This window comes from uncultured Sneathiella sp. (assembly GCF_963976355.1).
In the GTDB taxonomy this organism is placed as follows: Bacteria; Pseudomonadota; Alphaproteobacteria; order Sneathiellales; family Sneathiellaceae; genus Sneathiella.
Genome location: NZ_CAXBKA010000004.1, coordinates 266257 through 284225 on the forward strand (window position 1 = coordinate 266257; position 17969 = coordinate 284225).

Consider the following 17969-nt stretch of genomic DNA (forward strand, 5'->3'; position numbering starts at 1 on the left):
TTTTCCGCCGTTCTGGCACACCCTTTGCGATGTGTTTTCCATGTTTACCGAGCAATGAGCGACTTCTGAACAAACACGAAGGAGAAATTTAGATGGCATCAAAAAGTCTAGGCAATCCATACGACGGAGACGCGGATCTGCGGCATGGCGCGAACTGTGGGTGTCATGAATGCTGGGGCAAACCTGGCAACAACCTTGAAACCCATGTTGAAACAGAAAGCTTCCAATCCAGCGACGAGTTGATGGAAAGAGTCGTTGAAAGCGCCGTTGTCCGGTCCGTATTTGGAAACAACGAACTGTCACGCCGATCCTTTGCAAAGATGCTGGGCGGAACAACTTTGGCCGCCGCCGTCGCCGCCGTCTTCCCGATGGACAAAGCCAAGGCCGCTATCCTAGATAATCTTGGAACACCGGAAAAATCGAAGCTGAACGTGGGCTTCGTGCCAATTACCTGTGCGACGCCCATCATCATGGCAAAACCGCTGGGGTTCTATGAGAAGTACGGCCTCGACGTAGATGTCATAAAAACCGCAGGCTGGGCCGTCGCCCGCGACAAGTCTCTCAACAAAGAGTATGACGCCGCGCATATGCTCACCCCGATGCCTCTGGCGATCACGATGGGCGCCGGTTCTACCGCGACACCATTCCTGATGCCCGCCGTTGAAAATATCAACGGACAGGCCATTGTCCTGCACAACGATCATCTGGATAAGAACGATCCGAAAATGTGGAAGGGGTTCAAATTTGGTGTTCCGTTTGAATATTCCATGCATAACTTCCTGCTTAGGTATTATGTGGCGGAAGCTGGACTGGATCCCGATCAGGATATTCAGATTCGTGTCGTCCCGCCGCCGGAGATGGTTGCAAACCTGCGTGCCGGCAATCTCGATGGATATCTCTCTCCCGATCCGTTCAACCAGCGTGCTGTCTGGGAGAAAATCGGGTTCATCCATAAACTAACAAAAGAGATCTGGGACGGACATCCCTGCTGCGCATTTGCCTGCAGCCAGGAATTTGCGACCACGATGCCAAACACATATGGCGCCTTGCTGAAAGCACTGGTGGACGCAACCCAATATGCGCACAAGAGTGAAAACAGGAAGGAAATCTCTGCCGCCATTGCGCCGACAAACTATCTCAATCAGCCCGTCCCGGTGATCGAGCAGGTCCTGACCGGACGCTATGCCGATGGTCTGGGCAATATCAAGGATGTTCCCGACCGCATCGACTTTGATCCTTTCCCCTGGCATTCAATGGGCGTCTGGATCCTGACCCAAATGAAGCGCTGGGGCTACATTGAAGGTGATGTCGACTACAAGGGCGTAGCCGAGCAGGTCTACCTTGCCGGAGATTGCGCCAAGATCATGACTGACCTTGGCCTGACCCCGCCCACGGAAACCTATAAAAGCTACACGATAATGGGCAAGACCTTTGATCCGGCCGAGCCGGAAGCCTATGTCGACAGCTTCGCAATCAAAAAGGCGTGATACATGTTCACGTCACTTAATCTGAAGGCTCTGTTCCTATCAATTATCATTCTGGTTTTTGGTCTAGGAATATGGGAACTTGCAACACCAGCGGTTAAATCCGCTGGTGAACTTACCGAGTATGAGAAGCTCGTCGGCGCCGCCGATCAGAAGGCGCGCGTACCGCCCCCGTCAGCGATCATTGTCAGGGCATGGGAAGAACTCTCGAACCCTATCTATGACAATGGCCCCAACGACAAGGGTATCGGCATCCAGATTGGATATTCCCTGTTTCGCGTCCTCAGCGGCTATTTCATGGCCGCCCTGATTGCCATACCGGTCGGTTTTTTGATCGGCATGTCACCGCTCGCTTACAAAGCATTCGATCCTTTTATCCAGGTTCTGCGTCCCATTTCTCCGCTGGCCTGGATGCCTCTTGCCCTCTTCATTATCAAGGATAGCCAAGCCTCGGCTATCTTTGTGATCTTCATCTGTTCCATATGGCCCATGCTGATCAACACGGCCTTCGGTGTCGCCGGCGTCAGGAAAGACTGGGTCAATGTGGCCCGAACCCACGAACTCGGATCCTTGCGAACGGCCCTCATCGTTATCCTGCCCGCAGCCGCCCCGACCATCCTGACGGGAATGCGCATCTCAATTGGTATTGCCTGGCTGGTCATTGTAGCTGCAGAAATGCTCGTTGGTGGCACAGGCATCGGATATTACGTCTGGAACGAATGGAACAACCTCGACCTGACGAGCGTAATTTTCTCAATCCTTGTTATCGGAGTCGTCGGCATGCTTCTTGATGCCGCCTTCGCCTGGGTTCAGCGATCCGTTCAGTATCAGGAATAGGAGCAATCATGACTGACAAACCTTTTCTTGAAGTAGACTCGCTGACAAAGCGTTACCCCTCCCCTGATGGCGGGGCTCCCCTGACCGTGTTTGAAGATGTCAATTTCGATATCGATAAGGGGGAGTTTGTCTGCATCATTGGCCATTCAGGTTGTGGCAAATCGACAATCATGAATGTCCTGTCAGGCCTCGACTCCCCGACCAGCGGCGGCGTAACGATGGATGGCAAAGAGCTATCGGGACCGAGCCTGGATCGTGGCGTCGTTTTTCAGAACTACTCCCTGCTTCCGTGGCTCTCCGCCCTGAAAAACGTCATCTTCGGCGTCAAGGCGCGGTATCCGGAATGGTCGAAAGAGAAAGTGCGGGAGCATTCCTATCATTATCTCGAGCTTGTCGGCCTGGTAAACGGGGCAGAACATCGCAAACCCTCCCAGCTTTCCGGAGGCATGCGCCAGCGCGTATCCATTGCCCGCGCTTTTGCCATTCAGCCAAAACTGCTCCTGCTGGACGAACCTTTCGGCGCTCTCGATGCCCTAACCCGGGGAACCATTCAGGATGAGCTTATCCGCATCTGGTCCGGGTCCGATCAAACGGTCTTCATGATTACCCATGATGTGGATGAAGCCATATTGCTGGCGGATCGTGTTCTTCTGATGACAAATGGTCCGTTCGCGCAAGTTGCTGAGAGTGTGACAATTGACATTCCTCGCCCGAGACGCCGCGCAGATATCATTCATCATGACGGTTACTACAAAATTAGAAACCATCTGGTCGAGTTTCTCGCAAAACGATCGAAGGATTTGGCGAGCGGATCAGAAGCGCTGGAAGAAACAAACAACGGCCCGCACAAGCCGAAAATTGTCCGGCCCGCCTTCAGCACACCCTCTTCATCCGAGACGGAGTCGATCGTTCCTCCCAATCTGATGAAGATCAAAGGATAGCCTCATTATTACTGAAAGGAAAAAAGCGTGAATAAAGCAGACGTTACCGAAATGATTCTGGAAAAGAAGCGTAATGCCGGATTAACCTGGGCAGGCATTGCGGACTCAATTGGCATGTCGGAGGTGTTTACGACGTCTGCCTGCTTCGGAATGAACTCTTTTCCGAGAGACAAAGCGGACTTGCTCGTGAAAACTCTGGGCCTTCCACAGGATGTCGCGGTAATCCTCGCGGAGTATCCAACAAAAATGTTCCCGCAGACCATTCCGACAGATCCCTGTATTTATCGTCTATATGAGATTGTCGGCGTATATGGCGATACCATAAAGGAGCTCATCCAGGAAAAGGGGGGCGACGGAATTATGAGCGCCATTGACTTCGATATGACTGTCGAAAAAGTACCTTATGAAAAGGGAGATAGGATAGAAATCAAGATGTCTGGGAAGTTCTTATCCTATAATCAATGGTAATGTTGGGCGCTGGTGGGTTGATAGTTTGAAGGTGGTCGATAGCGATATCTTCTTCTCACCAACCCGCACCCTCTAAAGCTTATTGAAAGTTACTAAACAGCACCGCGCAGATGACCCCTGCGGAAATCGCGATCAGGGATCGCTTCAGAAGAAACATTACAATCATTGCCACCGCGACCGAGACAATGGTGCGAAAACTTCCCTTGGCACATTCTGAAATCACAATCGCAACCAGCACAGAGGATGCCATCGATTTTAAAACAGCCTCGAGACGCGGGGTCATTTCAAACAGGCTCATCAGTTCAGACCCTGCAACCCGCGTGAAGTAAACGACCGCCCCCATCAAACCAATCATCAGATAACCATACAGACTAGCGTCCATAGGTCAGCCCTCCCACCAGGCCGCCTGACAAAGCGGCAACAACGACATTCCAGCCGGTCGGCAGCAGATAAAGCCCCAGAACAGCAACAAGGGAGGCCACGATCGCAGGCAGGTAGGTTTTCACACCTTCCCATTCGACACGCCACTGCATAAGCACCAGAACAGCAAAATACGACGGCATCAGGACGTCAATTCCGAAACGATCCAGATCTCCGAATGCTTCGCCGGCAAACGCACCAATAACAGTACCGATCACCCATGTCGCCCACAGCGTGAGGCCGCCACCAACAAGCCGACCTACGTCACGTTCGCCGGCCCGAAAGGCACTGAAACAGTCCGCAAAGTTTGCATCGCTTAGCACCGAAAGCGCCGACAGCCTTGTAGGTCGACCCAGCTTGTTTACCCAAGGAGAAAGCGCCGCCCCCAGCAGGATATGCCGGGCACTTACTGCCAGAACCACCAGGAATAACGAGACATATGACGACGACGACCACATATCTATCGAAGCAAACTGCGCAGCACCAGAAAAAACCAGAACGCTCATCGTGATCGCCTGTATAACCGACATGCCGCTTTCAATTGCCGCCACGCCAAAGGCCATGCCGAAGGGTATAATAAAAAGTGAGAGCGCAAACATTTTTCGCACCCCTCTCCATATGCCCTGAAATGTAATCTGAATCTCGTTGCCGGAATGCGAAGTCATCTCAATCTAACCATTAAAAGGTTATGTTATATAGATAAATCTTGATGGTCAACCATAACAGCGGTTATAATAGAGCATGAAGAAAGAGGATACGCAATTTCGTCTTGTCGGCGGCCGACTGTGTCTGGACTTTGTGAACACGGCAGACTGGAGTGCGGAAGGTGCGGTCATTGAAGATAAGCTTAATAATATCAATGATATCATCTCCTGGCGCGCGGCTGTCGAGCTTCATAACATTCTCATTCCGGACCACAGATCATTTCGGGACAAGGTCCTGCAACTAAGAATGAATCTGCGACAGATATTAGTATCCCTGATAAACGCTGAACAGCCAGCGCCCGGGCTTCTTGCAGAGTTCAACAACAACTTCCGGACAAGCAGTGCCGTCTCTTTGGCAAAAGGCCCAAAAGGATCGTTGCAATACGGACCGGAAACGTCCCTTGCCAAAGCGATAGAAATATCGGCAGCGGCCGTGCTATCAAATCCTTCCGAGATTGGCCGGGTCAAAATATGTCCGGGAGATAACTGCGGCTGGCTCTTCCTGGATGAAAGCAAAAACAGACGCCGACAATGGTGCGCCATGGATATGTGCGGCAACCGGGCCAAGGCGAAAAGATTTTATTATCGGCATTTGAAAACATAGGGACTAAGTCAGCCCGTCCATTATCCAGCTTGTGTTCCTGAAGCTCTCGGATAGAATGGCGGCCTCGGGGGATTTGTTTCTTGCTTTCACCAATGCCATTTTTCACAACAAGCGTCATCGTTTCGTGACGGCGGTATCATCAGATAGTAACGCCATCAAGGGCATGCTGTGTATGATTGCCGGGACATTCCTGCTGACCACACAGGATGCCATCACCAAATGGCTGACCGCGGATTTCCATGCGGGAGAAATTCTATTCTATCGCGGAATCTGGATGTTTCCGGTACTCGCAGTCTTAATTCAGTTGAATGGCGGTGTAACGATATTGCGCCTGAACCAGCCAAAAGGCGTCTTGCTTCGCAGCATTGCTGCTCTCGGTGCCAGCCTGTTTGTCACAATTTCTCTGATCAATCTTCCGCTTGCAGAGACCATGGCGCTTGTTTTCTCGGCCCCTTTGTTATTGACTGCCGCCTCCCCCTTTTTGTTGCGCGAACCGGTTGGATGGCACCGCTGGCTGGCCGTTCTCGCTGGCTTCCTTGGTGTCCTCATCATGATCCAGCCCGGCGTCGAGGGTTTTAACGGCTGGGTCATCTTTGCCATACTCGCCGCTGTCAGCTCCGCCTCACGGGATCTAATTACCCGTCGTCTCGGCACCGCGGACAGCGCCGTTACGGTCATGTTCTATACCAGTGTCGTCGCGCTAATCGCGGGCGCCGTTACCCTTCCCTTCGGCACCCATATGCCCACTGTGCAGCAATGGGGCTGGTTTATTTTGGGCGGAATCCTTGTGACTTTTGCTCATCTTCTGGTTGTCATGGCATTCCAGCTCACCGAAGGCGTTATTGTTGCACCGCTGAAATACCTCTCTCTCATATGGTCAGCCGTTATCGGCTATCTGGTTTGGGGAGATATCCCGGGGCCGATGAAATTTGCGGGCGCGGCCCTGGTCGTCGGCGCCGGACTGTTTATTCTGTATCGGGAAACGAGATTGCATCGCGCAAGAATGTAGGATGCAAGCCTCTTGAGTAGACGCAGCAAGGAATGAAAGAGTGAGGCTGGGAAATTTTGGAACGTAACTGTATAGCCTCCACTTCAAATTCCAATTATCTTGTCATAAGACAAAACAAGCAACGAGAGCGATTCCAATCTCAGCACCGTATCTGTTTGCGTTAAGAGTAGTAGTTTGAAATGACTAGTGGCCGTTCATTTTTCTCAAAAGACAAGCTTTCAAGAGGGTTCTCGTCCTTCAATGGAAAGACGATCTTTCTGGTTGACCAAATTCTACAGCTTATTGATATCAAGGTTCTCGCCTCAATAGTCATCCTTACTTTACTGACGTTGGGAATATCCTATTTTTGGGTACAGCAAACGCCGCAAAATATTATATTCACGCCGGAGCAGATATCCTATCTGACCATGCCGGATACCCGGGTCCAGGCAACATTCTACAGTTTTCTCTGCATAGCAGTGTTTGGGTTTTTCCTCACCGCAGGATTATTCACCCCCAACGCCTTTCGAAAACCAAACAACACTCACTGGGTTCTCTCATCCAAAATTCCGCCATGGCTGCGACCCTGGCTGGGTATAGTTTTCTGGGCCGCTGTTTTAATTGTCTACGAACCAAAAGCCCGTGATTTCCTGCTGGCATTAGTCGCCGCCTATTTAATGGCAGAGGTTATCAAGGGCCGATTTAAGACAAGGTCAATCGCAATTGCGGCGCTTATACTCATTTTTCTCACTTGTATTTTGCCGTTTGGTGTTCAGCAGGAAATTGAAGATGGCCGGTTGTGGACAATGGATATTCATTGGTCCGCCGTCTTGGGTACCGGATTATATACAAAGACAGCCGCCAGCATGGAATTCGACGCGTTTGCCGGCTATGGTGTCCTGCTCAATGATATGATTGCAGGGTTCCGGATTGTTCCGTTTTTCGAAACGTTAGGCGGAACCATGTCGCTGTTGAAACTCATCAATGTCTTCTTTTGTGCATTGATCATAGGCATCATTTACCAGCGCCTTAATGGAAAGACCAACCAGTTACTATGGGCGGCAATCATTCTCGTTCTCTTCGTCTTTTCGGGAATGATGTCCGGAGTTGCCGATACATACCACACCCCCAATCTGTTGCCGGTTCGGTTTCTGATGGTCCCGGTGACAGTCCTCCTCGCTTATTATTTGGCAAGATCTGGATGGCTCGCCAGTGCGGCAATTTCTGGAGCAGTCTCTCCGCTGTTTCTATTTTATAACTTTGAAACCAGCATATACTGCATTCTTGCATTGGGATTTGCTCTCTTTATTCAAAGTGCAAGACAGGGATTTTTGAGCCTGATGGTCTCAGGCATCGTCTTCGCATTCTGCCTAGTAATATCCAGCGCCCTGTTTATCGCTATTCTCTTTGAGGGATCGCTCGTTTCCACATCTGCCGAGTTGCTCCAGATTATGCGTGAGAAAATTGAGAGTGGTTCAAGCGGGTTCGCAGGGCTCTCGGCCTATCTCTTGGCGCCCTTCGTGATAGTGATGATTCATATTTTGATTTTGTTCTCCCGGTATCTGATCTCGATAAAGGATAAAGATCCCCTTTCCTCAATCGAGTTTCAAAATGTTGTCATTGTCGGTTTGATCATTGCTATCGGTCCCTACGTAATGAACCGCTTTCATATTTTGAATATGTGGATACCGTTCCTCCTCTATACCTTACTCGTCCTGCCGAAGCTTTCTTTAGGGCTCAAGACGGACCGGATAGTCTGGTCCTTTATCCTGATCTTGCTGATAATACCGTTTATTTTTGGCAATCCGGTGAGACGAGTGATTTCCAAAGATTTTGTGTCCGCGGTCTCCGAAAGAATTGATGGTCATTTAAGGCCCTGCCTGGACGGTATTAATGCCTCTCCTGAACTCTGCACCTACACACTCGAAAAAGCCGAAGAGTTAAAAAATCTGGAAACAGAGAGCCCGGGGTTGAGATGGATCAGCGGACTCGCCCTTAACATGGTGCGGTTGGCAGGGACTCAGCCTGCACTCACTCAAAAAGCGCCTTTCTTCTTCGGCCATCGCGAGGAAACGCGTAATATACTGGTAACGTCATTGCGCCAACTTCAAGCACCTTTCATAGCGTTTGACAATGCAACCCCAAATAATATTGCGGGCCTTCCAACCTATGTAGAACAATTTCAACAAAATCTTGTTCGGGATGCAGGCTACGAAATCATTGAGAGTACCAAATACTGGGTTATTGCCCGCAAGCTTGACGAGAGTTGATAAAAGATAAACCGATGCAATCGAGTTGGGTAGCACCATCTTGTCGCCAAACCCTTCATGCAGCCAGCATTTAGATCGATGCAGTAGAGGTTTTTGCGCGAATAACGGCTTTCATATAGGCCCCCCAACGCGCGGGCAAACTACGCAGGACGAACCCGGCGCCACACCGATTGGCTATGATGGCAATAGTGGCAAGCGCACTTTGTCGCTTCTTAAACTCAGGGTCTTCATCCAATCGGTCGAGCATGCGAGCCATAACCGCCGTATCAAACTCGAGAGTATAATCTCTTGAATGACAGTATTTTTTTATTTGCGGCGCTGTGACAAAATTTAAAGATTTCCATAATCCGTGCGCGTCATATGCCTCTTCCATTTCCAAAATTTTTTTTGAAAATATTTTATAGGTAAGAGACTTGGACCCGATAATAGGAAGCGAGAAATGGGACTCATACGGTATCCAGTAGTTCGGGCACAAAATGACCAGACGGCCGTTTATATTCAACATTGATAAACATATGTCGATAGCTTCCCGCCAATCATCCAGATGCTCGAACACATTGACCGAATATATCAGATCATATTTTTCGTCGCTCTTCACATCCTCGATACGCTTGCGGATAAAGGTTATATTTGTGTACCGGCTTTCAATAGCATTCAAGGTATCTTCAAACTGCGAAAAGCCGGAGCCAATCGGCTCAACGCCCGAAAATGAACTATCTTTATACTTTTCAGCAAGCTGCGATAAAAGAAACCCGGTGCCGCATCCAACCTCAAGAACAGAGCCCGGCAGGTTATCATCTTCAAAAAACGGCTGTATTTCACGCTGACCGAATTCGGCCTCAGCCCTCAGGCGTGCACTCTGCTCCTCGTCTTTGAATATTTCAGCCAACTCCAAATCCGGAATCCTTCTTCAAAAAATCAAACATTCTTCATATAGTTTGGAGCCGTTAAACCTGTATTTGAGATCAGATCCAAGATGCTTACCCCGTGCTCGAATTCGCCCCAAAGCTGATCGTAGATCGGATATCCTGAGTAATCAAACCATTCAACCTCGACGCCCTTCTCTGAAAATAGCGATATATCGAGATAATCGCGCGCCAACGGACCAGAAACATATACGTCTGCACCAACCTGCTTACACAGGTCCGCCAGACGCGCGCTCGGCCCGTCGACCAGATCATAATCCGCTGAGCTTTCTACGATTGCATCAATATTCAGAAATTCACAAACTTTACGAATGAGTTTAGCGTTGAGTTCAGATAGAAAATCCGGGATATCTTTTTCATACGCAGGCCTGAAAATATCTGCCATCATTTTGAAATGAGGCGCGCGCGCATAATTTGTTTCAATTGATTTCCAGTGCTTTGCTGCCCATGCCGTCCCATCTATTCGGGTATCTTTAATAGTCTGAAAATATTTACCTTTTGACAGAACCGGCACAGTTAGCCATGTCAAGCCTTGTGGTGTCTTGATTTTGTTTCTGTTACGCCAGTCCCGACGTGTAAATTGCATATCATCATAGAGAATAAACCGGTCCACTGAAGCTATGAGATCGAAGTACCCCTTCCAGGGTATATAGTTGGACTGTACGATTGCTACGCGCATTAATTCTTTCTTTCATACACCTTAAAATTACGCTTCGTATAATGACTTGCTATTTCAGCTGTCAAAGCAACTGATACGCATAGCGCAAAGCCTCCTTCAATCTGAAACCAGAAAAAGCTCATATGTCAGATCAGCATAAGGCCGTCCAGATTAGTTATATACATCCTGCACTAACGCCGTAAAGGGACCTGAACCGGATAAGACATTCTAAATCCGGATTGTGTTATCTTTGTAATATATTGGCAGACGGCTTTCGCAGTTATCTCTTTAATGGCCTAGAATTTGAAAACTGTCTGTTCCCCAAAGGCTTGTCAATTCTGATCCTTTATTATATCATCTTAGCGGAATGTATTGAGATCGGTCTTTACGATAAAAGAGAAAAGCAAATTTTCCGTTCGTGTTGCCGTTGCTCTGATGCATATTCCCAAAACTAAAAAAACGCTGCGGTATAAAAACTAACGAAAAAGATGAATGTATTGGTGGGACAATACAATCGCACAATGGGAGGAATATCATGACAAAGGAAAAAACACTTATTAGTCGGCGTGGTGCGCTGGCTGGTGGTGCAGCGGCTCTTGCTGCGCCTGCTTTTATCGGAAAAGCGACGGCCGCCGAAAAGGTGACCTGGAAAGTTCAATCACATTGGCCAAAAGCCTCGTCATCTTTTGGCGATAGCCTTGCTGTCATTGCAGAAGAGCTTAAAACAAACACTGAAGGTCAATTCGAACTCCAGCTTTTTGGCGCGGGCGAATTCGCCAAAGGCGGCGAGATTTTTAATATCGTACGCAAAGGCGTGGTTGAAATGGGGACAATTTCCCCGGGCTACATTCTTGGCGAGGCCTCAACAGCCGGACTGGCTTTGGGCGTCCCCGGAACTTTCCGTGAACCATGGGAGTTTGCGCATTACCTCAAGAACATGGGTTTTGAAGCCATGTTTAACGAGGATCTGGCAATCCACGGCGTCGTCAGCCGTGCGGAAAAAGTCTACCCGACGGAACTGGTTGTCTCAAAGCCTATCAATTCAATTGAAGATTTCTCTGCGTTGAAATTGCGCTCTTCCGGCAGCTACCTGAAATTCCTTGAGGCCGCGGGAGCGTCGACACAGAATATTGCCGGCCCCGAGTTGTACTCGAGCTTGGCGAGCGGTGTCGTCGATGGTGCCCATTGGGGAGCGGCACAGGGCGCCCTGTCCATGAGCCTGTGGGAAGTCGCCAAGTTCCACATGAAGCCGACCATGGGCCTCGCCATGGACACGCTGATTATGAACCAGCAGGCCATAGATAATCTGTCTCCGGACCTTCGATCAGAATTTTTCAACCTGCTCGATATGCGCTTCTGGAAACGCACGACAGAGTATCAGTATAAAGAAAAGCTGGCGCTCTCGAAGGGGCTTGCTGAGCAAAATGTTACGGTCAGTCAATTCCCACCAGATGTGCTTGCAAAATTCTCTGAAGCCTCAGGCGCTATTCTGACAGAAGAAAGTGCTAAGGGAGGGAATGCGACGAAAGCAACTGAAATGCTCGTCAACTTCCTCAAGGGAATGGGGTACGTCTAAGAACACCCAGTTCTGTCAATACTCGGCACAAGCTGATTAGCTCATTTTACGGAAGCTTTTGCATATAATTGCAAAGGCTTCCGCATAGAGCAAGAATTGCACACGACCTTAAAATGACTGGTCGCGCTTATGCCGGTGTCTGAAAATGCCCAATTGATCAAATTGAACTGGAGGCTTTCATGGATGCCATAACCGCATTTGCCCGTGCAGTTACTAGGACAAATGTATGGATCGGTCGGATTGCCAGTTATGCGGTCCTAATCTTGTTCATACTGCTTATGAGCGACGTCATCATGCGTTATATAACGCAAAGCCCAATATCCTGGTCGGCTCTGGCATCGAAAATGATATTCGGTGTTTATGCAATTATTGGTGGCGGCTATTTGCTTGCACGCCGTGATCATGTCAACGTCGATTTGTTTTACGCTCATTTTTCGGCGCGAAAGAAGGCACTGACCGACATTGCAACTTCCTTCCTGTTCTTCTTATTTCTCGGCGTTCTGTTAAATGAGAGTTATTCGATGGCTTATGACAGTATCTCGCGACTTGAGGTCAGTTACGAAACAACCTGGCGTCCTCCGATCTGGCCCTCCAAATCCATGATTTTCGTTGCGGCGATCTTATTGCTGTTACAGGGCATCGTGAAGCTGATTGCGGACATCATGATCCTGCTTGGTTATGACGTAGACGAAAGCGCCTTTGGACCAGTTGTTGACGACGCTGTCGATGAGAAGGAGTCGGTATAATGTATGAGCTCCTGAGTATTGAGACCCTTACACTTCTCTTCTTCGGCTTCCTGTTCTTTTTCATAATGCTCGGCGTGCCATTGGCATTCGTTCTGGGCGGCCTGTCCGTTATCTTTCTCTACTTTGAGCAAGGTCCCATTGCATTCTATCTGATTGCTTCAAAAATGTGGGACCTGATGGAAACATCTTCACTCATCGCAATTCCGCTTTATGTGTTTATGGCAATGCTTCTCGAGCGCAGCGGGGTCGCGCATGATCTTTACCGCATGATGCATTTATGGTGGGGAGGCGTGCGTGGCGGTTTGGCTATCGGCACTGTCGGCATCTGTACAATCTTCGCGGCCATGTCGGGCATTTCAGGCGCCGCTGTGGTTACGATGGGAACCATAGCGCTCCCCCAAATGCTCAACCGTGGCTATGACAAACGTCTTGCTCTGGGGGCAATTAATGCCGGCGGTGGTTGGGGAATACTGATCCCGCCTTCCATCCTGATGGTCCTGTACGCCCTGATTACAGAGGTATCGATCGGAAAGTTGTTTGCGGCCGGCGTTTTCCCGGGTTTGCTCCTGTTTGCTCTGGTCTCAATTTATATCGGTGTAAGATGCTGGTTTCAGCCTCACCTTGGCCCTTCCCTGCCGCCGGAAGAAAGAGCGAGCTGGGGTGAGAAGATAAGCGCTCTGCGGTCCGTCTTTCTGCCTATTTTCATTATCTTCATCGTCCTCGGCGCCATTTTTGGTGGTTATGCGACGGTCACAGAAGCCGCCGCAGTTGGCGTTTTCGGTGCACTGGTTGCCAGCGCGATAAACCGGAAACTAACCTGGAAAGTGATCTCACAATCTTCTCTTCGTACTTTCCGGCTGACAACGATCATTACCTGGATTGTGTTTGCGGCCCATGCTTACTCGATGGCCTATACAGCAATGGGAGCGGAAGAGTTTATCACTCACATTACGGAGCAGATACCGGGCGGGAAATGGGGTGCGCTCGCCTTCATGATGTTTGTCCTGTTTATCCTCGGAATGGTCCTTGATCCGGTCGGCATCATGCTGATTACTCTACCGGTTTTCCTACCACTGGTCGCAAGCCATGGCTTCGATCCGGTCTGGTTTGGCATTCTCTTCGTCGTTATGATGGAGATAAGCTATATGACGCCGCCGTTCGGGTTCAACCTTTTCTATTTAAGATCGGTTGCTCCTCCGGACGTCACAATGAAGGATATCTATTGGTCCGTCGGTCCATATACAGTGGTCGAGCTGGCAGGGCTATTCCTGATTGTATTGTTCCCGGCAATCGCCTTGTGGCTGCCGAATTACCTGTTCCAGTAGAAATTCCCGGAGCGGAGGCTGGAGGCCTCCGCTCCGGACGAATTTCTTATAGGTCGCCTGCGGAAAACGTATCGCAGCTATTTACATTTCCGTCTTTAAAGCCCGTCTTAAACCAACGCACTCGCTGTGCCGATGAACCATGGGTAAAGGAGTCCGGCACGACCATACCTGTCGCCTGCTTTTGCAGCCGGTCATCGCCAATCGCCGTCGCCGCATTGAGCGCCTCATCGATATCTCCCGGTTCAAGTATCTGGCGTGTTTGATCAGCGTGAAAGGCCCAGACACCCGCGAGGCAATCTGCCTGCAGCTCAAGCCGGACTGAGAGCTTGTTGCCCTCCGTTTCACTCAGACGGCTCCTCTGCTCATGAACTTTTTGCGAGATGCCCAAGAGTGTCTGAATATGATGGCCCACTTCATGGGCAATAACATAAGCCTGCGCGAAATCACCGGGGGCGTCAAACCGGTTCCTAAGTTCGTTGAAAAATGACAGATCCAGATATACTTTCTGATCACCCGGACAATAGAACGGGCCCATGGCAGACTGCGCAAATCCACAAGCGGACTGAACCGAGTCGGAGAATAATACCAGCGTCGGCTCCTGATATGTTTGATCTGCATTCGCAAACACGGCACGCCATGTATCTTCGGTGTCCGCAAGCACAACAGAGACGAACTCGGTCAGGTCATCATTTGCAGCGGTACGTGGCAGTTCTGATTGAGACGTTGATTGCACGCCCCCTTGTTGCAGGCCACCCTGCAAAATGACTGTCGGGTCAATTCCAAGAAAAAGGGAAATGCCTACAATGGCAAGAATGCCCACAATGCCTATTTTGCCGCTGCGCCCTCTCGGCAGACGAATAGGGATGCCCCGGCTCCGGCCAAGTCCCCCGGCACGCTGCCCACGTCTGTCTTCTATATTCCCGCTGCGCCGTCCACCCCGCCATCGCATGACGCTATCCTTCGCTGTGTCCATTTCATTAGAGCTCTCGGCAGAGGCGACAGGCTTCTCAGCTCGTTCCCATCTGCTAAACTGAATAAAATAATGCCATGCGTTAGGCCCATTGTCACCAAATGGGCTGCGTCCGGCTCTTCTATCCAAATGAGATAGGGCTAAACCTTGTATCCAAGGACGGAGGGAAGCCACAATGCGATCGACGGAAAGGCGATAACGAGCCCAACCGACAGTATCATGGCCAGAATAGGCCAGATGATCCAGCGCATGGTCGCCTCAATCGGCACATTCGCAATTCTGGCCGTCACCATCAGATTGACGGCAACCGGTGGCGTAAACTGGCCAATGGCCACATTCATCGCCATAAGGACGCCAAACCATACCTGATTCCAGCCAAGAGTGGCCATGATTGGCATCAACAGGGGTAATGCAATCAGATATATGGAGACACCATCCAGAACCATTCCGGCCAGCAGGACAAGTCCCATGACTAGCAGCAGCACAATCATCGGCTCTTCCGAGATAGACAGAATATATTCGGCCGCGACGTCGAATGTCCCGAGGATTGAACCCGCGAAGGCGAAAATCCCGGCCAGTGAGATAATGACCATGACAACGGCAGAAATCTGGGCGGATTCCGCAAGCACGTTATAGATATCCCGAAGTCCCATTGACCGATGCAAAAGCAGACCGACAATCAAGCCATAAAAGACAGCGACAGCCGCCGCTTCGGTCGGCGTGAAAAGCCCGCTTCTCAAGCCACCCAATATGATTACCGGTGCGAACAATCCGGGCAGCGCTCTGACAAAACTTCGGCCGAGAGGCGGGCGGATGGCGGCACCACCCTCTGCACCAAATCCTTGCCGACGGCTGATTATGATTGCGGGCACCGCGATAGCGAGTCCTGCCAATAGGCCAGGGAAAAGCCCCGCGGCGAACAAGGCTCTGAGATCAACTCCCGGCACCATGATTGAGTAAACGATCAGAGCGATGGAGGGAGGGATAAGAATGGCGGTTGAGGCCGATGCCGCAATAATACTGGCGGAAAATGCCTTCGGATACCCCTCTTTCATCATGCTGGGAATCATGACGGTCGCTACTGCCGCGGCATCTGCCGGGCCGGATCCGGACATGCCCCCCATGATAAGGCAGACAAGAATGGCCACGAGCGCCAGACCACCACGGCGAGGACCGACTATTGCCCGCGATAGCTCCACCAGCCGCTCCGCGACACCGGAACGTTCGAATATCATTCCAGTCAGGATGAACAGGGGAATTGCTATAAGCGGATATTTTGCAATGCTGGCATAGGCTATGGTGCCCATATTGGCGACAGCATCCATGTCGAGGCCAAAGAAGATTGCAATAACACCGGACAGACCCAACGCTACGGAAATGGGCGTACCGGCAATCAAAAAAACGAAAAGCGATCCTAAAAGGATGAAATGCGGGCTCATCCTTTTTTCCTCGCTTCAATCCAGGCCACCTGAACTATTCTAAACAGGATGGCGACGGAGAGCAAAGGCAGCCAGATCGTGTACATCCAGGTCGGATAGCCGAGTGCCGGAGAGGTTTCGTCAAAGCGATATTCATCATAGGTCAGATCGCCGCCATAATAGACAAGCATCGCAAACAGGGAAATCGAGGCAAGAAACGAGATTGTTTTAAGGAGCATGGCCCAGCGTCCGCCAAGCCAGTTGACAAGAATTGCAATACTGATATGCCCATTATTTGTATAGGCAAGCCCGGCACCAACAAAAGTAACGATGACAAGGAGAAAGACAGAATATTCTTCGGTAAAGGCAAAAGACACATCCGTCGCATAACGAACGATGACATTCAGTATACTGATTACGCAGATCAATCCCATGGCCAGAGCGCCAATGGCCTCCTCTATTCGAAAAGGCGGTTTTATCGGATCATTTTCATCTGTTTCGGCAGATTGTTGCTGTTCCATAGGATTGTTCTCATTTGAAAAGTGCCGAAGGCTCAAAAATCACGTTGGAATTTTGAGCCCCCGGTTCGGTCGAAATCAAGGACTGGCTTACTTGTTGGCTACGCTTTCTTCAGCGGACTTAACCAGGTCCGGGCCAATAATTTCCGTCCATTTGGCATAGACGTCACGCGTTGCGTCAACAAACTTCTGACGCTCCTCATCCGTAAGATGCGTCACCGTAACACCAAGTCCTTCCAGCTCCTTGTAAAGAGTATCGTCTCCATTGGTGAGACCTTTACGCGCCACTTCAATACCATATGCGCCGGCCTCGACAGCGGCCTGACGAATGATTTCTTGATCTTCAGGCGTGAAATCGTTCCATACTTCGTGGCTAACCGCAAAGATCAGCGGATCAGCAACATATCCCCAGGTTGTCACATATTTCTGACCAACCAGATGCATCTTGGCAATCGTGAAAATCGTCAGCGGATTTTCCTGGCCATCAACAGCACCTGTCGTCAGGGCAGGTTTCGCGTCCGCCCAGCTCATCTGCGCCGGGTTGGCGCCGAATGCTGTAAAGATGTCGTTAAACAAAGGGGATCCGACAACGCGAATTTTCATGCCCGCCAGATCTTCCGGTGCCCGCACTTCCTGTTTTGAGTTTGTGAGTTCGCGGAAACCATTCTCGGCCCAGGCCAGTGGCTCAACACCATTTGAACGAACAATTTCGAAAATCTTTTCCCCGACCGGACCACCCGTGAGCGCGTCCATTGCCTCATAGTCGGGAATGAGGAACGGCAATGCAAAAACGTTCATCTCGGGAATCTGGGGCGACCAGTTGATCGTCGAGCTGACAGACATGTCAATGGCACCGCGGCGCACAGCCGTGAATTCCTTTGTCTGCTCTCCGGCGACGAGTTGAGTTCCCGGATAGGCCTTCATATTCACACGGCCATCGGTCCGTTCCCGAACAAGCTCAATCCATTTGTCCGCAGCGATTCCCCAAGGAAATGGCGCCGGAACGACGGTCGATACCTTATATTCGGATTTATAATCCGCCGCATATGACGGCGAGATACTTGCAACACCTATCAGTGCTGAGGCAATCAAAGCATAGAGTTTCATTTTTTATCC

Annotated in this window: 18 protein-coding genes; 10 read left to right on the forward strand and 8 right to left on the reverse strand. The window is 50.3% G+C overall.

Annotation, left to right across the window (positions count from 1 at the left end):
- The first annotated feature begins 92 nt into the window (after positions 1-92).
- The 4 genes from AAC599_RS11520 to cynS are packed head-to-tail and all read left to right on the forward strand — an operon-like array spanning position 93 to position 3730.
- The gene (locus AAC599_RS11520; RefSeq protein WP_340150545.1) at positions 93-1487 is read left to right on the forward strand and encodes a CmpA/NrtA family ABC transporter substrate-binding protein; all 1395 of its coding nucleotides are present in this window, start codon (positions 93-95) and stop codon (positions 1485-1487) included.
- Positions 1488-1490: 3 nt separating this feature from the next.
- Complete coding sequence (gene ntrB, locus AAC599_RS11525) at positions 1491-2321, forward strand: nitrate ABC transporter permease (RefSeq protein ID WP_340150546.1); 831 nt, start codon at positions 1491-1493, stop codon at positions 2319-2321.
- A gap of 8 nt (positions 2322-2329) precedes the next feature.
- The gene (locus AAC599_RS11530) at positions 2330-3262 is read left to right on the forward strand and encodes an ABC transporter ATP-binding protein (protein ID WP_340150547.1); all 933 of its coding nucleotides are present in this window, start codon (positions 2330-2332) and stop codon (positions 3260-3262) included.
- 27 nt (positions 3263-3289) lie between these two features.
- On the forward strand, positions 3290-3730 hold the full coding sequence (cynS, locus tag AAC599_RS11535; RefSeq protein WP_293958666.1) for a cyanase: 441 nt from the start codon (positions 3290-3292) through the stop codon (positions 3728-3730).
- A gap of 79 nt (positions 3731-3809) precedes the next feature.
- Here cynS and AAC599_RS11540 read toward each other — a convergent pair whose 3' ends face one another.
- Positions 3810-4112 (reverse strand): AzlD domain-containing protein, encoded by a 303-nt coding sequence (locus AAC599_RS11540; protein ID WP_340150548.1) that lies wholly within the window; start codon positions 4110-4112, stop codon positions 3810-3812.
- Positions 4102-4749, reverse strand: coding sequence for an AzlC family ABC transporter permease (locus tag AAC599_RS11545; RefSeq protein ID WP_340150549.1), 648 nt, complete (start codon positions 4747-4749; stop codon positions 4102-4104). The genes AAC599_RS11540 and AAC599_RS11545 overlap by 11 nt, the downstream gene beginning before the upstream one ends.
- Before the next feature lie 142 nt (positions 4750-4891).
- Here AAC599_RS11545 and AAC599_RS11550 point away from each other — a divergent pair, with 142 nt between their 5' ends.
- The 3 genes from AAC599_RS11550 (at position 4892) to AAC599_RS11560 (ending at position 8716) form a co-directional block, all read left to right on the forward strand.
- Complete coding sequence (locus AAC599_RS11550) at positions 4892-5458, forward strand: CGNR zinc finger domain-containing protein (protein WP_340150550.1); 567 nt, start codon at positions 4892-4894, stop codon at positions 5456-5458.
- 55 nt (positions 5459-5513) lie between these two features.
- The gene (locus AAC599_RS11555; protein ID WP_340150551.1) at positions 5514-6467 is read left to right on the forward strand and encodes a DMT family transporter; all 954 of its coding nucleotides are present in this window, start codon (positions 5514-5516) and stop codon (positions 6465-6467) included.
- Between the two features lie 179 nt (positions 6468-6646).
- On the forward strand, positions 6647-8716 hold the full coding sequence (locus AAC599_RS11560; protein ID WP_340150552.1) for a hypothetical protein: 2070 nt from the start codon (positions 6647-6649) through the stop codon (positions 8714-8716).
- Between the two features lie 70 nt (positions 8717-8786).
- On the opposite strand, the gene AAC599_RS11565 is transcribed toward AAC599_RS11560, so the two are convergent.
- Positions 8787-9605, reverse strand: coding sequence for a class I SAM-dependent methyltransferase (locus tag AAC599_RS11565; protein WP_340150553.1), 819 nt, complete (start codon positions 9603-9605; stop codon positions 8787-8789).
- 29 nt (positions 9606-9634) lie between these two features.
- Positions 9635-10321 (reverse strand): WbqC family protein, encoded by a 687-nt coding sequence (locus AAC599_RS11570; protein ID WP_340150554.1) that lies wholly within the window; start codon positions 10319-10321, stop codon positions 9635-9637.
- 514 nt (positions 10322-10835) lie between these two features.
- On the opposite strand from AAC599_RS11570, the gene dctP reads away from it, so the two are divergent.
- The 3 genes from dctP to AAC599_RS11585 all read left to right on the forward strand — a co-directional run bounded on the left by dctP (position 10836) and on the right by AAC599_RS11585 (position 13947).
- Positions 10836-11876 (forward strand): TRAP transporter substrate-binding protein DctP, encoded by a 1041-nt coding sequence (dctP, locus tag AAC599_RS11575; RefSeq protein WP_340150555.1) that lies wholly within the window; start codon positions 10836-10838, stop codon positions 11874-11876.
- A gap of 179 nt (positions 11877-12055) precedes the next feature.
- On the forward strand, positions 12056-12622 hold the full coding sequence (locus tag AAC599_RS11580) for a TRAP transporter small permease subunit (RefSeq protein ID WP_340150556.1): 567 nt from the start codon (positions 12056-12058) through the stop codon (positions 12620-12622).
- A complete protein-coding gene (locus AAC599_RS11585; RefSeq protein ID WP_340150557.1) occupies positions 12622-13947 on the forward strand; it encodes a TRAP transporter large permease subunit in 1326 nt (441 codons plus the stop codon). The genes AAC599_RS11580 and AAC599_RS11585 overlap by 1 nt, the downstream gene beginning before the upstream one ends.
- Positions 13948-13993: 46 nt before the next feature.
- Here the strand turns inward: AAC599_RS11585 and AAC599_RS11590 are convergent, their stop codons facing one another.
- The 4 genes from AAC599_RS11590 to AAC599_RS11605 form a co-directional block, all read right to left on the reverse strand.
- Positions 13994-14920, reverse strand: coding sequence for a neutral zinc metallopeptidase (locus AAC599_RS11590; RefSeq protein WP_340150558.1), 927 nt, complete (start codon positions 14918-14920; stop codon positions 13994-13996).
- Between the two features lie 137 nt (positions 14921-15057).
- Positions 15058-16356, reverse strand: a complete 1299-nt coding sequence (locus AAC599_RS11595) for a TRAP transporter large permease (RefSeq protein ID WP_340150559.1) — start codon at positions 16354-16356, stop codon at positions 15058-15060.
- Positions 16353-16856 (reverse strand): TRAP transporter small permease, encoded by a 504-nt coding sequence (locus AAC599_RS11600; protein WP_340150560.1) that lies wholly within the window; start codon positions 16854-16856, stop codon positions 16353-16355. The genes AAC599_RS11595 and AAC599_RS11600 overlap by 4 nt, the downstream gene beginning before the upstream one ends.
- Positions 16857-16943: 87 nt before the next feature.
- The gene (locus AAC599_RS11605; protein WP_340150561.1) at positions 16944-17960 is read right to left on the reverse strand and encodes a DctP family TRAP transporter solute-binding subunit; all 1017 of its coding nucleotides are present in this window, start codon (positions 17958-17960) and stop codon (positions 16944-16946) included.
- Positions 17961-17969: the final 9 nt, after the last annotated feature.

What these genes read in the sequence shown, in the direction of transcription:
- AAC599_RS11520 (WP_340150545.1), top strand. Translation starts at nt 93, where the DNA reads ATGGCATCAAAAAGTCTAGGCAATCCATACGACGGAGACGCGGATCTG.
- ntrB (WP_340150546.1), top strand. Translation starts at nt 1,491, where the DNA reads ATGTTCACGTCACTTAATCTGAAGGCTCTGTTCCTATCAATTATCATT.
- AAC599_RS11530 (WP_340150547.1), top strand. Translation starts at nt 2,330, where the DNA reads ATGACTGACAAACCTTTTCTTGAAGTAGACTCGCTGACAAAGCGTTAC.
- AAC599_RS11540 (WP_340150548.1), bottom strand. Translation starts at nt 4,112, where the DNA reads ATGGACGCTAGTCTGTATGGTTATCTGATGATTGGTTTGATGGGGGCG.
- AAC599_RS11545 (WP_340150549.1), bottom strand. Translation starts at nt 4,749, where the DNA reads ATGTTTGCGCTCTCACTTTTTATTATACCCTTCGGCATGGCCTTTGGC.
- AAC599_RS11550 (WP_340150550.1), top strand. Translation starts at nt 4,892, where the DNA reads ATGAAGAAAGAGGATACGCAATTTCGTCTTGTCGGCGGCCGACTGTGT.
- AAC599_RS11555 (WP_340150551.1), top strand. Translation starts at nt 5,514, where the DNA reads ATGGCGGCCTCGGGGGATTTGTTTCTTGCTTTCACCAATGCCATTTTT.
- AAC599_RS11560 (WP_340150552.1), top strand. Translation starts at nt 6,647, where the DNA reads ATGACTAGTGGCCGTTCATTTTTCTCAAAAGACAAGCTTTCAAGAGGG.
- AAC599_RS11570 (WP_340150554.1), bottom strand. Translation starts at nt 10,321, where the DNA reads ATGCGCGTAGCAATCGTACAGTCCAACTATATACCCTGGAAGGGGTAC.
- dctP (WP_340150555.1), top strand. Translation starts at nt 10,836, where the DNA reads ATGACAAAGGAAAAAACACTTATTAGTCGGCGTGGTGCGCTGGCTGGT.
- AAC599_RS11580 (WP_340150556.1), top strand. Translation starts at nt 12,056, where the DNA reads ATGGATGCCATAACCGCATTTGCCCGTGCAGTTACTAGGACAAATGTA.
- AAC599_RS11585 (WP_340150557.1), top strand. Translation starts at nt 12,622, where the DNA reads ATGTATGAGCTCCTGAGTATTGAGACCCTTACACTTCTCTTCTTCGGC.
- AAC599_RS11590 (WP_340150558.1), bottom strand. Translation starts at nt 14,920, where the DNA reads ATGGACACAGCGAAGGATAGCGTCATGCGATGGCGGGGTGGACGGCGC.
- AAC599_RS11595 (WP_340150559.1), bottom strand. Translation starts at nt 16,356, where the DNA reads ATGAGCCCGCATTTCATCCTTTTAGGATCGCTTTTCGTTTTTTTGATT.
- AAC599_RS11600 (WP_340150560.1), bottom strand. Translation starts at nt 16,856, where the DNA reads ATGGAACAGCAACAATCTGCCGAAACAGATGAAAATGATCCGATAAAA.
- AAC599_RS11605 (WP_340150561.1), bottom strand. Translation starts at nt 17,960, where the DNA reads ATGAAACTCTATGCTTTGATTGCCTCAGCACTGATAGGTGTTGCAAGT.